Source organism: Marinobacter sp. G11 (genome assembly GCF_021282325.1).
GTDB lineage: Bacteria > Pseudomonadota > Gammaproteobacteria > Pseudomonadales > Oleiphilaceae > Marinobacter > Marinobacter vinifirmus.
Map to the genome: position 1 here is coordinate 1 of NZ_JAJSPB010000047.1, position 13,442 is coordinate 13,442.

The following is a 13,442-nucleotide window of genomic DNA, read 5'->3' on the forward strand; positions in this document are numbered from 1 at the left end:
CGCGGCGAATCCTCATCAAGGCCAGAGGCGGCAACGCCGCCTCGTTAACAGGCCGGATATATGGCAGCAACCTGTCCCTCATCAACAACGTCTGAGGCCTTGCAAGCGGGGAGGAGACCATATATGGTTTCCGTGGCACAAAACCTTTTCTTTTCGTGTTCTTTCGTGGATTTAGTGGCAAAAATCAGCCTTTAAGGCCCAAAACATCCTGCATGTCATACAAACCAGCCGCCTTACCCTCAAGCCACAAAGCAGCCCGCATAGCACCTTTGGCAAAGGTCATCCGGCTACTGGCCTTATGGGTAATCTCGATGCGCTCGCCTTCGGTGGCGAACAGCACGGTGTGGTCGCCTACCACGTCCCCGGCACGGATGGTTTCGAAACCGATTTCCTTGCGGGTGCGTTCGCCGGTGAAACCTTCGCGGCCGTACACTGCGCACTCTTTCAGATCGCGGCCCAAGGCGTCAGCCACGACTTCGCCCATACGCAGGGCGGTGCCGGAGGGGGCGTCTTTTTTGTGGCGGTGGTGGGCTTCGATGATTTCCACGTCGTAGTCGTCGCCCAGGGTCGCCGCGGCGGTGCGCAGGAGGTTGAGGACGACGTTAACGCCAACGCTCATGTTGGGCGCGAACACCACGGGGGTGGATTCGGCGGCCAGGGCGAGCTGTTCTTTTTCGGCGTCGGTCATACCGGTGGTGCCGATGACCAGCATCTTGCCGTTAGCGCTGCAGAACTTTGCGTTTTCCAGGGTTAGATCCGGGAAGGTGAAGTCCACCAGTACGTCGAAGTCGTCTTTGACGTCGTCCAGGCTACCAGCCATTTTTACGCCGGTTTTGCCAACGCTGGTCATTTCGCCGGCGTCGGCGCCGATCAGGCTGCTGCCCGGCTCGACGATGGCGGCGCCGAGTTCAAGGCCCTCGGTGCCGTCTACCGCTTCGATCAGTACCTTGCCCATGCGCCCGGCGGCGCCGATGATTGCTACCCGCATCTGTTCTGCCCTCAGAATTTCATTTCGTCGAAGAAGTTTTTCACACCCTCAAACCAGGAGGTTTTCTTCGGAGCATGATGGGTGCCGTTGCTGCCGTCCAGCGTTTGCTGGAATTCTTCCAGCAGTTCTTTCTGGCGCTTGGTCAGTTTCACCGGGGTTTCTACCATCACCCGGCACAGCAGGTCGCCGGCAGGGCCACCACGCACCGGGCTCACGCCTTTGTTGCGCAGGCGGAAAAGCTTGCCGGTCTGGGTTTCAGCCGGGATTTTCAGCTTCACACGGCCATCCAGTGTAGGCACTTCCAGCTCACCACCCAGGGCAGCATCCACGATGCTGATGGGCACTTCGCAGTACAGGTTGCGGCCGTCGCGGGTGAAGATGGAGTGTTCACGCACAGCCACCTGGACGTACAGGTCGCCTGGGGGGCCACCATCTACGCCCATTTCACCTTCGCCAGACAGGCGGATGCGGTCGCCGGTATCCACGCCGGGCGGCACTTTGACCGACAGGGTTTTGTCCTGGCGAACACGACCCTGACCATGACAGGCCTTGCAGGGATCCTTGATGATCTGGCCAGAGCCACGGCAGGTCGGACAAGCCTGCTGCACGGTGAAGAAACCCTGCTGCATGCGTACCTGACCCATGCCCTGACAGGTACCACAGGTTTCCGGCCGGGAGCCTTTTTCGGCGCCGCTGCCTTCACAGACATCACATTCCTTATGACCCGGAATCTTGATTTCGACGGACTTGCCCTTAACGGCTTCTTCAAGGTCCAGCTCCAGGGTGTAGCGCAGGTCTGAGCCACGGGTATTGCGGCCACGACCGCCACCACCACCGAAGATATCACCAAACACGTCTCCGAAGATGTCGGAGAAGCTGCCGCCACCGCCGAAGCCACCGGCACCGGCCTGGCCGTCTACACCGGCATGACCGAACTGGTCATACGCAGCGCGCTTGCCGGAGTCAGCGAGCACCTCGTAGGCTTCGGTGGCCTCTTTGAATTTACTGTCGGCATCCTGGTCATCCGGGTTACGGTCTGGATGGTATTTCATCGCGAGCTTCCGATATGCCCGCTTTATTTCCTTCTCATCCGCTCCCCGGGCAACCCCGAGTACTTCGTAATAATCGCGCTTGGCCATACTTCAAAACCCTGTTGCTATAACGCGGAAAACGCGGGGCTACCCCCGCGTTTTCCAACTGCCTGATGTACTTCGGATTTACTTCTTGTCGTCGTCTTTGACTTCTTCGAACTCGGCATCAACCGCGTCGTCTGCAGCCTGGGCACCTTCCTGCCCGTCAGCCTGCTGCGCCTGGTCAGCCTGATCCGCGTACATTTTCTGGGCCAGCTCGGAAGAGACTTCAGTCAGCTTCTGGGTCTTGGCTTCGATATCTTCCTTATCGGTACCCTTCAGAGCTTCTTCGAGGTCCTTGATGGCGCCTTCGATGGACTCTTTTTCGGCCTCGGTGACTTTGTCGCCGGCTTCGGTCAGGGTCTTGCGTACGGCGTGAACCATGGCATCGCCCTGGTTACGAGCCTGTACCAGCTCTTCGAACTTGCGATCTTCCTCGGCGTTGGCCTCGGCATCGCGCACCATCTTCTCGATTTCGTCATCGTTCAGGCCGGAAGAGGCCTTGATTACGATGGACTGCTCTTTACCGGTCGCCTTGTCTTTGGCAGACACGTTCAGGATACCGTTGGCGTCAATGTCGAAAGTCACTTCGATCTGCGGCACACCGCGGGGTGCCGGCGGAATGTCGGCCAGGTCGAAACGACCCAGTGACTTGTTCTGTGCCGCCTGCTTGCGCTCACCCTGAACAACGTGGATGGTTACCGCAGTCTGGTTGTCGTCCGCTGTGGAGAAGGTCTGCGATTTCTTGGTCGGAATCGTGGTGTTCTTCTCGATCAGCGGAGTGGCCACACCACCCATGGTTTCGATACCCAGGGTCAGCGGGGTTACGTCCAGCAGCAGTACGTCTTTCACGTCGCCAGACAGTACCGCACCCTGAATGGCAGCACCCATGGCTACGGCTTCATCCGGGTTTACGTCTTTACGCGGCTCTTTGCCGAAGAATTCCTTAACCTTCTCCTGCACCAGCGGCATACGGGTCTGACCACCCACCAGGATAACTTCGTCGATTTCAGAGGCCTTCATGCCAGCGTCCTGCAGAGCCACTTTACAGGGCTCGAGGCTGCGCTGAACCAGCTCTTCTACCAGCGATTCCAGCTTGGCGCGGGTCAGTTTCACGTTCATGTGCTTGGGACCAGACGCATCTGCAGTGATGTACGGCAGGTTTACGTCGGTCTGCTGGCTGCTGGACAGCTCGATCTTGGCCTTTTCGCCGGCTTCCTTCAGGCGCTGCATGGCCAGGGAGTCACCGCGCAGGTCGATGCCGCTGTCTTTCTTGAACTGGTCCGCCAAGTATTCGATGACCTTCATGTCGAAGTCTTCACCACCCAGGAAGGTGTCACCGTTGGTAGCCAGTACTTCAAACTGGTGCTCACCGTCTACGTCGGCAATCTCGATGATGGACAGGTCAAAGGTACCGCCGCCCAGATCGTAGACCGCTACGGTACGGTCGCCGCTCTGCTTGTCCATGCCGTAGGCCAGCGCAGCAGCAGTCGGCTCGTTGATGATCCGCTTAACTTCCAGGCCGGCAATCTTGCCTGCATCTTTGGTGGCCTGGCGCTGGCTGTCGTTGAAGTAAGCCGGCACGGTGATAACCGCTTCGGTTACGGTCTCGCCCAGGTAGTCTTCTGCAGTCTTCTTCATTTTCTTGAGGACTTCGGCAGAAACCTGCGGCGGAGCCATCTTCTGGCCTTTCACTTCTACCCAGGCATCGCCATTGTCAGCCTTGGCGATCTTGTACGGCACCATCTTGATGTCTTTCTGAACCACGTCGTCTTCAAAACGACGACCGATCAGACGCTTGATGGCGTACAGGGTATTTGCCGGGTTGGTGACCGCCTGGCGCTTGGCAGACTGGCCAACCAGTGTTTCGTTATCGTCGGTGTAGGCAATGATGGACGGGGTGGTACGATCACCCTCGGCATTCTCGATTACCTTTACCTTGTCACCATCCATGATGGCCACGCAGGAGTTGGTGGTTCCCAGGTCGATACCAATAATTTTGCTCATCGAATCACTCCAAGATCTTTCTGAATTCTGCTCCGGAGTGAGACCACCCCGGCTGTCGCTGTTTAATCGCTATATTGGCGCTTTCAGCGGCTTTTCAAGCCCCGACGGCGCCTTTTTTGATCAATTTTCTGCTTTTGCCACTACAACCATGGCCGGACGAACAACGCGGCCGTTCAGCAGATAACCCTTCTGCACCACCGCCACCACGCTATTGGGCTCGGCATCCGGGGCCGGCACCATAGACATGGCTTCGTGCTGCTGCGGGTCGAACGGTTCACCCACCGGGTTCAGCTGCTCCACGTTGAATTTCTTCAGGCTGCTCATGAACAGGCTGAGGGTCATTTCCGCGCCTTCGCGGATAGAAGCCACCAGTTCGCTGGCGTCTTCCTGCCCTTCCGTGCTTTCCACGGCCTTCTCCAGGCTGTCGGCCACCGGCAGCAATTCCTTGACGAATTTTTCCAGCGCAAACTTGTGCGCCTTTTCCACGTCGATCTCGGCCCGGCGGCGCACGTTCTGCATTTCTGCCTGGGAGCGCAACGCCTGGTCCTGGTACTCCTGTAGCTTGGCCTTCAGGGCATCCAGCTCGGAACCCTCTTGCCCCGCCTCGCCAGCTTCCGGCTCGGCATCAGCCTGTTCCGCCTGTGCGGCTTCGTTCAGCTCTTCTTCTACCTGTTCGTTGCGCTTTTCGTCAGCACTCATGACAACTCCTGATGGATTTTCCCAGGGCCCGAAGGCCTGCGGCTGGTTTAAGCCCCGCCCGTTTCAGGGCAGGAAAATACGACTTTGCGAACGGATATGGGGCCCGCCGGGCGGGTTTCAACCTTCCGGGATGCATTCTTTACAAATTCGGGGCACAGGTTATTTGCAAACAGGAAAAACCCTGTATATATTCACAGCAACTGTATGGAATCACAGTATTCGAAATTTTCAGAGACAACAGACTCTGAACGGAGGTAATCAGCATGCTTATCCAACTGACGGTCTCGAACTACGCCATTGCTGAACGGGTTGAATTGCAGTTCAGCAAGGGCATGACAGCACTCACCGGCGAAACCGGTGCCGGCAAGTCTATCGTTCTGGATGCCCTGGGGCTGGCCATGGGCGGCCGCGCAGACGCCGGAGCTGTGCGCCACGGGGCCGAGCGTGCCGATATCAACGCCAGTTTCGATATCTCGAGAATTCCGGAAGCCCGGCAATGGCTTGAAGCCCACGAACTGGATGACAAGGAAGACTGCATCCTGCGCCGCACTATCCGCAAAGATGGCCGCAGCAAGGCGTTTATTAACGGCCAGCCCTGCCCGCTGTCCCAGCTCAAAGAACTGGGCGGCCTGCTGATGGACATCCACAGCCAGCACCAGCACCAGTCACTGCTGCGCAAAGACACCCACCGCAAACTGCTGGACGAGTTTGCCGGCGCCGAACAACTGGCCGACCAGGCCCGCACCGCCTGGAAAGCCTGGAACGCTACCCGCCAGAAACTGGAACAGCGCCGGCACAACGCCGACGAAGCCGAGGCCAGGCTGCAACTGCTTCGCTACCAGGTAGAGGAGCTGGACCGGCTGGCACTGGAAGACGGCGAGCAGGAGGCCCTTGAGCAGGAGCAGGCCCAGCTGAGCCAGGCCGATGCAGTACTGCACAGCAGCCACCAGGCCGCCCTGCTCTGCACCGAAGATGACACCAGCGCAGCCGCCCTGGTACGCCAGGCCCTGCAGCAACTGGAGCAACTGCCGCTGGAAGTGCCGGCACTGGCCGATACCCTGCAGATGCTGAACGAAGCACAGATCCAGATTTCCGAAGCCGGCGACAACCTGCGCCGGTTTGTCGACGACTATGAAGCCGACCCGGCGCGGTTGGCCGAGGTGGAAGAACGCCTGAGCGCCATTTACCAGATGGCCCGAAAGCACCGGATTACCCCGGAAGAGTTGCCGGAACTGCACCAGCGCCTGGCCGCAGAACTGGCCGAACTGGACGGCGGCGAAGGCAGCCTGGAACAACTTGAAGCTGAGCTGGAAAACCTGCGCCAACAATTCGATGAGCTGGCAGCACAGCTGTCTGCCAAACGGGAACAGGCCGCCATGGAGCTGGACCAGCGGGTTGCCCGGGAACTGGCCCAGCTAAGCATGCCCAACATGCAGTTTGTCACCCACCTGAGCGGCAATGCTGACAACGAGCCGGCACCCCATGGCATGGAAGATATCGAATTCCTGGTCAGCGCCAACCCCGGCCAGCCGGCACGCCCACTGGCCAAGGTGGCCTCCGGCGGTGAATTGTCACGGATCAGCCTGGCCATCCAGGTGGTTGTGGCACAAACCTCCACCACACCCACGCTGGTATTCGATGAAGTGGACGTAGGTATTGGCGGCGGCACTGCCGAAGTGGTGGGCCGACTGCTGCGGTCACTGGGGGATAACGGGCAGGTACTGTGTGTGACTCACTTGCCGCAGGTGGCCGCCCAGTGCCATCAGCACCTGTTTGTCAGCAAGTTTACTGAAAAAGAAGCGACTTACTCGCGCATTGAGGCACTGGATGATCAGGGCAGGATCAGCGAGGTAGCAAGAATGCTGGGTGGCGTGGACATGACCGAGCACACCATTGCCCATGCCCGGGAGATGTTCGTAAAGGGCCAGGCGACCCATCACTGAAATCCCCTCTCGATTCGGAGAGCTTCGGGGCCGGCACTTGCTGGCCCCTTTTTTATCGTTTGATTACTTCTTGCCGGAGTTCAGAGGTTTTACGTACAGGATCAGGCTGTGATCGACAATCTCGTAGCCGTGTTCTGCCGCAATCTTCTGCTGACGCTCTTCGATGACCTCGTCCACAAACTCGATCACTTCACCGGTCTGGGTGCAGACCATGTGGTCGTGGTGATCGTCGCCGGCCATTTCGAACACCGCATGGCCGCCTTCAAAGTTGTGGCGCAATACCAGGCCAGCTGCCTCAAACTGGGTCAGCACCCGGTAAACGGTCGCAAGGCCCACATCGTCACCCTGGTCGAGCAACTTCTTGTAGACGTCTTCAGCACTCAGGTGATGCTCCTTGGCGTTCTCCAGAATATTGAAGATTTTCACCCTGGGCAGAGTAACCTTAAGACCGACTTTTCGTAATTCGGCGTTTTCAGATGGCATGCTACTATTCACTCGTTGGTGTGCCTTACGGCTTCCGGTATGATGAAGCCGCCGTTCAACGGTTAAACCCGTTTCACACCTGCCAAAGGCAGGCGATTTCAAGATAGAGGATTTCCCCTGGCGATGCAAAAGCTCACCGCTATCATTCTTATTGGCATTTTATCCTTGTCAGGCTGCGTCTTTCCCGGCGTTTACAAGATCAACGTACAGCAGGGAAACATTGTTACCGACGAAGAGCTGACTGAACTCTCCGAAGGCATGCCACGCAGCCAGGTACACGCGGTACTGGGCAGCCCGCTGATGCTGAACCCGGTCGATCCTTCCAGGGAATACTACGTGTACACCTTCCAGCGCCGGGGTGGTGACATCGAAGAACAACGCATCATCGTTTACTACAACGGCGACCAGTACAGCCACTACGAAGCCCAGCTACTGGAAGAAACCCCAGCCTACTAAGCTTCAGGCTTTCTTTTTGGCCCGGTTCAGGCGCGCCTGTTTCGGGTCGATCTTGAGCGGCCGGTACAGCTCTACCCGGTCGCCTTCCCGTAACTCGTGGCTGGCCGGATCTTTGATCACCTTGCCGAACACGCCCATATCGATAGCGTCCGGCTCAATTTCCGGAAAGATATCCACGATACCCGAAAGCTTTACCGCCTCCAGCGCCGTGACTCCCTCCGGAACCTTGACCGGCACAATCTGCTGCTTGTCGGGCCGGGCGTATGCCACCTCTACCTGCATTACACCAATCCTCCGCGATAGATTTCATCCGCGCGACGGCAGAAGGCGTCCACCATGGTGTTGGCAGCCTGGTTGAATACCGGGCCGAAGGTCATTCGGGACAACGAGCCGCCAAACTCAAACTCCAGCGTGAGAATAACCTTGCAGGCATTGTCGTCCAGCGACCGGAAATGCCAGCGCCCGGTCAGGTTCTTGAGCGGGCCATCCACCAGCTTCATTTCGATGCTTTCCGGCATCAGCAACTGGTTGCGTGTAGTCAGGCGATGGCGCACACCACCCTTGGCGATTTCCAGTGACGCCATAATCTCGGCATCGGTACGCTCGTGCACTTCCGCCCCGGCGCACCAGGGCAGAAACTCGGGATAACGCGCCACGTCGTTGACCAGGTGGAACATGCGTTCGGCCGAATGCATAACCAGCGCGGTTTTATCAATCTGATGAGCCATGTAAAACGGAATTCCTGCGCTTTTTTACTACTACTGACACCAACCGCTGTCACCGGCCGATGGGTCATTCACCATGATACTGGATATCCGGCCCGTTTGGGGCGCTTTCAACCGGTGCCGAAGCTTCGGCAACCGGCGTACCCGGCCCGCACCAGATCGCATCGTTGCCGTTATCACAAAGATTGGACAGTGAAAAAATGGTGTACTGGATACCTATCCACAACGCCACAACCGGCAGCACCAGCCGCATCACCCAATACCAGAGCTTGCGGAAAAACGCCGGGGCATCGCCCAGAATCTGCGCGCTGTAGCGGCGAGTCAGACACCAGCCGGCGAAGGTGGCAACAAGCATGGCAACCACCGGAATCAGGATGCCGCCGGTCACCAGCTCCAGCCAGCGGTAAACCGTGGCACCTGCCAGCTGATAATCGGCCCAGACGTTGAACGAAAACAGCGAGGCCAGGCCCGCCAGCCACACCGCCAGGCCCACACACACCACAGACCATCCCCTTGGCGCGCCGAGCCATTCCCGCAACCAGCCCACCACGGGCTCCAGCAGGGAGATAGAGGTCGCCCAGACAATCAGCACCACCAGCAGGAATACCGCGGTGATCACTACCTGGCTGAACGGCACCTGGGCCAGTGCCACCGGCAGCGAGACAAACAACAGGCTGAAGCCTCGCTCGCCATCCAGGCTGGTGCCGTCAAGCGCAATGGAAAACATCATCACACCGGCAACAATCGCCACCAGGGTATCCATCAGCACCACCGCCAGAATGGATCGTTTCAGGCGGGTTTCCGCCGTGGTGTAGGCACCAAAGATCGCCCATACCCCAACCCCGAGCCCCAGGGTGTAAAAGGCATGGAAGAAGGCTGCCTTGATGCTGTCTAGGCTCAACTGTTCCGGCCGGAAAGTCAGAATGTGATCAACGCCGGATTCCAGCCGCCCATGCCCGGCGGACAGGGCAAACAACACCGCCAGCAACACTAACGTGCAAGGCACAACAATGCGCAGCGAACGCTCCAATCCCTTCACGACACCCCGTGCCGACACCGCCAGTACCAGTAGCAGGAAGAACCCGTGCCAGGCCATAAACTCCCGGTAACGCTCCGGGCTTGAAACCAGCTCGGTCAGCACCGCCGAAGCGGAAGCTGTGGTCGCACCGCTGAACCGGCCAGAAGCACCGGCAAACACATAGGCCAGCACAATGCCGCCAAACACTGCGGTAAATGACAGTACCAGGAAGGCTGCAATCACACTCAGGGGACCGGTCAGGTGCCACAAGCGGTGGCTGCCGGCGTTGCGCACAAAGCCATCCATCGCCAGCACGATCCCGTGCCGGGAGTGCCGCCCGAACACCGCCTCTGTCACCATCAGTGGCAAAGCCACCAGCAACAGGCACGCCAGGTACAACAGGATAAACAGACCGCCACCGTGAATACTGGCCAGGTAGGGAAACTGCCACAGGTTGGCAAGGCCCACGGTTGCACCAACCGAGGCCCAGAAGAAGCTGGATTTACGGGTAAACGACCCTATGGATGTCTGGTACTTGTGCGGCATTCCGGCCCCTGAAAATCTATAGCCGCTTATTGTAGCCGATGCCGGCGGCGGTAAACGACCATTGTGGCACCCCGGCGGCGAAATCGTGACCCGTCTGGCAGACCTGAGCTACAATGCCCGCTTTGCCGGCCCTCTATTAACCGCCGGCCAAGTCATTCTTCCGATCCCGGACAGGATTCATGAGCAAGAAGAAAGCAAGCGGACCAACCAGTAACACCATTGCCCTGAACAAGAAGGCAAAGCACGAATACCACATCGAGGAACGCTTCGAAGCGGGCCTGGCCCTGCTTGGCTGGGAAGTGAAGTCTCTGCGTGCCGGCAAGGCGCAACTGGTGGATGCCTATGTCCTGCTCAAAGACGGCGAAGCCTGGCTGCTTGGCGCCCACATTACGCCGCTCAACACGGCGTCTACCCATGTGATTGCCGACCCCACCCGCACCCGGAAACTGCTGCTGCACGCCAAGGAAATTGCAAAGATTATCGGCCAGGTCAACCAGGCCGGGCACACATGTATCCCGCTGGCGCTATACTGGAAAGGCAACAAAGTGAAGTGCGAGATCGCCCTGGTAAAAGGCAAGAAGCTGTTCGACAAGCGGGCGACAGAAAAAGAGCGGGACTGGAACCGGCAGAAGCAGCGAATTATGCGCGAAGCCAACACCTGAGGCTGAGACACAAGGAGGGGGTATGTCACCACAACGGGCAGCCATGTCGTCGGTAGACCGGTCGTGGCTGCGCATGGACACCCCGGAAAACCCCATGATGATTTCGGCGGTGTTGATGTTCGAAAAACCGATCGACATCAATCGCCTGAAGCATACCCTGGAGGAGCGCTTCCTTAAGTTCCGGCGTTTCCGCCAGCGCATCGTAGACAAAGGCGACAGGGTTTACTGGGAAGACGACCCGCTGTTCGATCTCGACAACCACCTGCATCGCATTGCCCTGCCCGGCAAGGCTGGCAAGGATGAACTCCAGGCGCTGGCCAGCGACTTCAACAGCAGCGCCCTGGATTTCCGGCGCCCGCTCTGGCAAATCCACTATATCGACAATTTTAACGGCGGCTGCGCGCTGCTGGTGCGCATTCATCACTGCATAGCAGACGGCATCTCCCTGGTTCGGGTACTGCTTTCCCTTACGGATAAATCCCCCGAAGCCAGGCTGAAAAAAATCTCCAGCAAACCGAAACCTGCCAAAAAACCGGAAGGCACGGCCGCCTCCCGCTTCCTGCACCGCTTGGTAGACAGCAGCCAGGCAGGATGGCAGCAGGCGAGACTGTTCCTGGACTCCGTCCGTGAAGAACCCAACTACCCGCTCAAGCTCGCCACCACGGCCGGCGGCATTGCTGCGGACCTGGTAAAACTCGGGCTGGCTCCCTTCGAACCAAAAACCAGCCTGAAACAACAACTGGTTGGCCGCAAACAGGTCGCCTGGGCCGAACCGCTCGACCTTGATGACGTCAAAGCCTGCGCCAAGATACTCGGCGGCACCGTTAACGATGTTTTGTTGTGCGCCGCCACCGGTGCCCTGAGCCGGCACTTCACCGAACAACACCAGACCATCCCGGACTGCGGCATTCGGGTAGCAGTGCCTTTCAACCTGCGCCCGCTGGACCAGCCGATCGAGACCCTGGGCAATCAGTTCGGCCTGGTACTGGTGGGCCTGCCCGTTGAAGTTACCGACCCTCTCATGTGCTTCCGCCAGGTGCAGGAAAACATGAACCGGCTAAAGCGTTCCTACCAGGCCCAGGTCACCTACAGCCTGCTTGATCTGTTCGGTCGCGGCCCCGATATCCTGGAACGACGGGCACTGGACCTGCTCAGCAACAAAGCCTCTGCGGTACTGACCAACGTGCCCGGCCCCCGGCACGCCGTGTACCTGGCCGGCAGCAAACTGGTTCAGCCCATGTTCTGGGTACCCCAAAGCGGCAACATCGGCATTGGCATGAGCATTTTCAGCTACGCCGGCACCGTACAGTTCGGAATTACCATCGACAAAGGCATCCCGGCAGACCCGGTTGCGGTGATGGAATACTTCCGCGACAGCTTCCAGAATCTGTACCAGGCCGCAAAGGCCAAGGGCTCGACAGGGGATCTTCGCGCTGCGTCGTGATACAGATAGGTACAAATAACCGCCACGATAGTGAAACACCCCTTGAAGTATCGGGAGCCGCCCACATATACTCTAAGTAAGAGGGGACGACATGGCTTCGACGCTGGTGGCGAACCCTTGGGTGCATGTCGAGATGGCAGCCAATCTCGTTAATCCAAAGCTGCAACGCAATAGTCGCAAACGACGAAAACTACGCACTAGCAGCGTAAGCTGCTAGTCGTCCTGACCGGGTCGCCCGTAGCTCGGAAGCAACATCTCAGGACGTCATCGCTTACGGGATGCTCCTTTATCCAGAGCTCACTGGCTAAAGGCTAAGATTTAAAGAGCTCGCCTCTTGCACCCTGGCCTTCGGGTCGCTTGAGGTTAAAATAATAGAAGGACACTAAGCATGTAGATCTCAAGGCCTAGTGCTGGCGGACGCGGGTTCAATTCCCGCCGTCTCCACCAACCAAAAGTTTTAAGGGATCCAGCGAGATCCACTGAAACGCCCCAAAGCCCCGGAAACGGGGCTTTTTTATGCCTATCACATCCATATTGATCCATTGGCATCCACGCAAACTTGTGGGTAACATTGTGGGTAACAGCACATTTCCACTTCTCGTTACCCACAAACTGGACACCCATGGCCCGGCAACTCAACAAACTCTCCGCGAATGAAGTAAAAAATGCTAAGGGTTCCGGTAAGATACGGAAGCTCCCGGATGGCGGCGGCCTTACATTAGTCATTAAAGGTGAGTCAAAATACTGGTGGCTGAGGTACCGTTTTGCGGGTAACGAAAAGACGCTTTCACTGGGCTGTTACCCACAAGTTTCCCTCGCAGATGCGCGCAAGGCTCGTGATGTAGCCAAAGGACTGCTTAAGGACAACATCGACCCCAGCGCCCACCGAAAGCAACAGTCTACTCAGCGAGTATCTGATGGCGAGAACACCTTTCGCACCCTCTGCGAGGATTGGTACCAGCAGAAACACTCTGCAGAAGTTACTGAGTCACACGCTGTGCGCAACTGGCGAAGGCTGGAAATCTATACCTTCCCCCAGCTTGCCAGGCGCCCCATTCGCTCAATCCAGCCCGCTGACATCCTGCACGTACTGGACAAGATCGTTAAAAAAGGAAACGTTGAAACCGCGCATAGAGTTAAAACACTCATAAGCTTGGTATTTCGGTATGCAGTGGCAACATCCAGAGTGGACTCTGACGTAACTCGTGACCTGATGTTCGGCGACAATTAGGATGACCGGTTAACGACAATTATCTTGGCCGGTTGGGTGTAACAATTGGCCCCTTGTTTTCCATGGTGGAGCAAAGGGTGCCAGGCCAACACATAACCAACCGACAAGAG

General features: G+C 57.9%; 13 protein-coding genes and 1 other RNA gene. 6 read left to right on the forward strand and 8 right to left on the reverse strand.

All coding sequences use genetic code 11. The features are described from left to right. Window positions 1-184: 184 nt before the first annotated feature. The 4 genes from dapB to grpE form a co-directional block, all read right to left on the reverse strand. Entirely contained in the window at window positions 185-988 is an 804-nt protein-coding gene (gene dapB, locus LWH94_RS18035) for a 4-hydroxy-tetrahydrodipicolinate reductase (RefSeq protein ID WP_232903155.1), read from the reverse strand. Between the two features lie 11 nt (window positions 989-999). Then, window positions 1,000-2,127 (reverse strand): molecular chaperone DnaJ, encoded by a 1,128-nt coding sequence (gene dnaJ / locus LWH94_RS18040; RefSeq protein ID WP_022988307.1) that lies wholly within the window; start codon window positions 2,125-2,127, stop codon window positions 1,000-1,002. A gap of 78 nt (window positions 2,128-2,205) precedes the next feature. Next, a complete protein-coding gene (dnaK, locus tag LWH94_RS18045; RefSeq protein ID WP_022988308.1) occupies window positions 2,206-4,125 on the reverse strand; it encodes a molecular chaperone DnaK in 1,920 nt (639 codons plus the stop codon). 120 nt (window positions 4,126-4,245) lie between these two features. Beyond that, a complete protein-coding gene (gene grpE / locus LWH94_RS18050; protein ID WP_232903156.1) occupies window positions 4,246-4,824 on the reverse strand; it encodes a nucleotide exchange factor GrpE in 579 nt (192 codons plus the stop codon). Between the two features lie 263 nt (window positions 4,825-5,087). Between grpE and recN the strand changes: the two genes are divergently transcribed. Beyond that, on the forward strand, window positions 5,088-6,767 hold the full coding sequence (recN, locus tag LWH94_RS18055) for a DNA repair protein RecN (protein WP_232903157.1): 1,680 nt from the start codon (window positions 5,088-5,090) through the stop codon (window positions 6,765-6,767). A 63-nt stretch (window positions 6,768-6,830) separates the two neighbouring features. On the opposite strand, the gene fur is transcribed toward recN, so the two are convergent. Beyond that, window positions 6,831-7,250, reverse strand: a complete 420-nt coding sequence (gene fur, locus LWH94_RS18060) for a ferric iron uptake transcriptional regulator (RefSeq protein WP_058341808.1) — start codon at window positions 7,248-7,250, stop codon at window positions 6,831-6,833. A 123-nt stretch (window positions 7,251-7,373) separates the two neighbouring features. Between fur and LWH94_RS18065 the strand changes: the two genes are divergently transcribed. Then, window positions 7,374-7,706 (forward strand): outer membrane protein assembly factor BamE, encoded by a 333-nt coding sequence (locus tag LWH94_RS18065; RefSeq protein WP_058341809.1) that lies wholly within the window; start codon window positions 7,374-7,376, stop codon window positions 7,704-7,706. Window positions 7,707-7,709: 3 nt separating this feature from the next. Here LWH94_RS18065 and LWH94_RS18070 read toward each other — a convergent pair whose 3' ends face one another. From LWH94_RS18070 to LWH94_RS18080, 3 genes are all read right to left on the reverse strand, one after another. Then, window positions 7,710-7,988, reverse strand: coding sequence for an RnfH family protein (locus tag LWH94_RS18070; protein ID WP_232903158.1), 279 nt, complete (start codon window positions 7,986-7,988; stop codon window positions 7,710-7,712). Then, a complete protein-coding gene (locus LWH94_RS18075; RefSeq protein ID WP_022988314.1) occupies window positions 7,988-8,434 on the reverse strand; it encodes a type II toxin-antitoxin system RatA family toxin in 447 nt (148 codons plus the stop codon). The genes LWH94_RS18070 and LWH94_RS18075 overlap by 1 nt, the downstream gene beginning before the upstream one ends. A gap of 64 nt (window positions 8,435-8,498) precedes the next feature. Next, window positions 8,499-9,995: a sodium-dependent transporter gene (locus LWH94_RS18080; protein ID WP_232903159.1), complete on the reverse strand. Its 1,497-nt coding sequence runs from the start codon at window positions 9,993-9,995 to the stop codon at window positions 8,499-8,501. A gap of 179 nt (window positions 9,996-10,174) precedes the next feature. Between LWH94_RS18080 and smpB the strand changes: the two genes are divergently transcribed. The 4 genes from smpB (at window position 10,175) to LWH94_RS18100 (ending at window position 13,332) form a co-directional block, all read left to right on the forward strand. Further along, a complete protein-coding gene (gene smpB, locus LWH94_RS18085) occupies window positions 10,175-10,657 on the forward strand; it encodes an SsrA-binding protein SmpB (protein WP_022988316.1) in 483 nt (160 codons plus the stop codon). A 22-nt stretch (window positions 10,658-10,679) separates the two neighbouring features. Beyond that, the gene (locus LWH94_RS18090; RefSeq protein ID WP_232903160.1) at window positions 10,680-12,101 is read left to right on the forward strand and encodes a WS/DGAT/MGAT family O-acyltransferase; all 1,422 of its coding nucleotides are present in this window, start codon (window positions 10,680-10,682) and stop codon (window positions 12,099-12,101) included. Window positions 12,102-12,183: 82 nt separating this feature from the next. Further along, window positions 12,184-12,548: a transfer-messenger RNA gene (ssrA, locus tag LWH94_RS18095) on the forward strand. A gap of 175 nt (window positions 12,549-12,723) precedes the next feature. Beyond that, window positions 12,724-13,332 carry a tyrosine-type recombinase/integrase gene (locus LWH94_RS18100; RefSeq protein WP_232903161.1) on the forward strand — a complete coding sequence of 203 codons (609 nt, stop codon included), beginning with the start codon at window positions 12,724-12,726 and terminating at the stop codon, window positions 13,330-13,332. The last annotated feature ends 110 nt before the right edge of the window (window positions 13,333-13,442 follow it).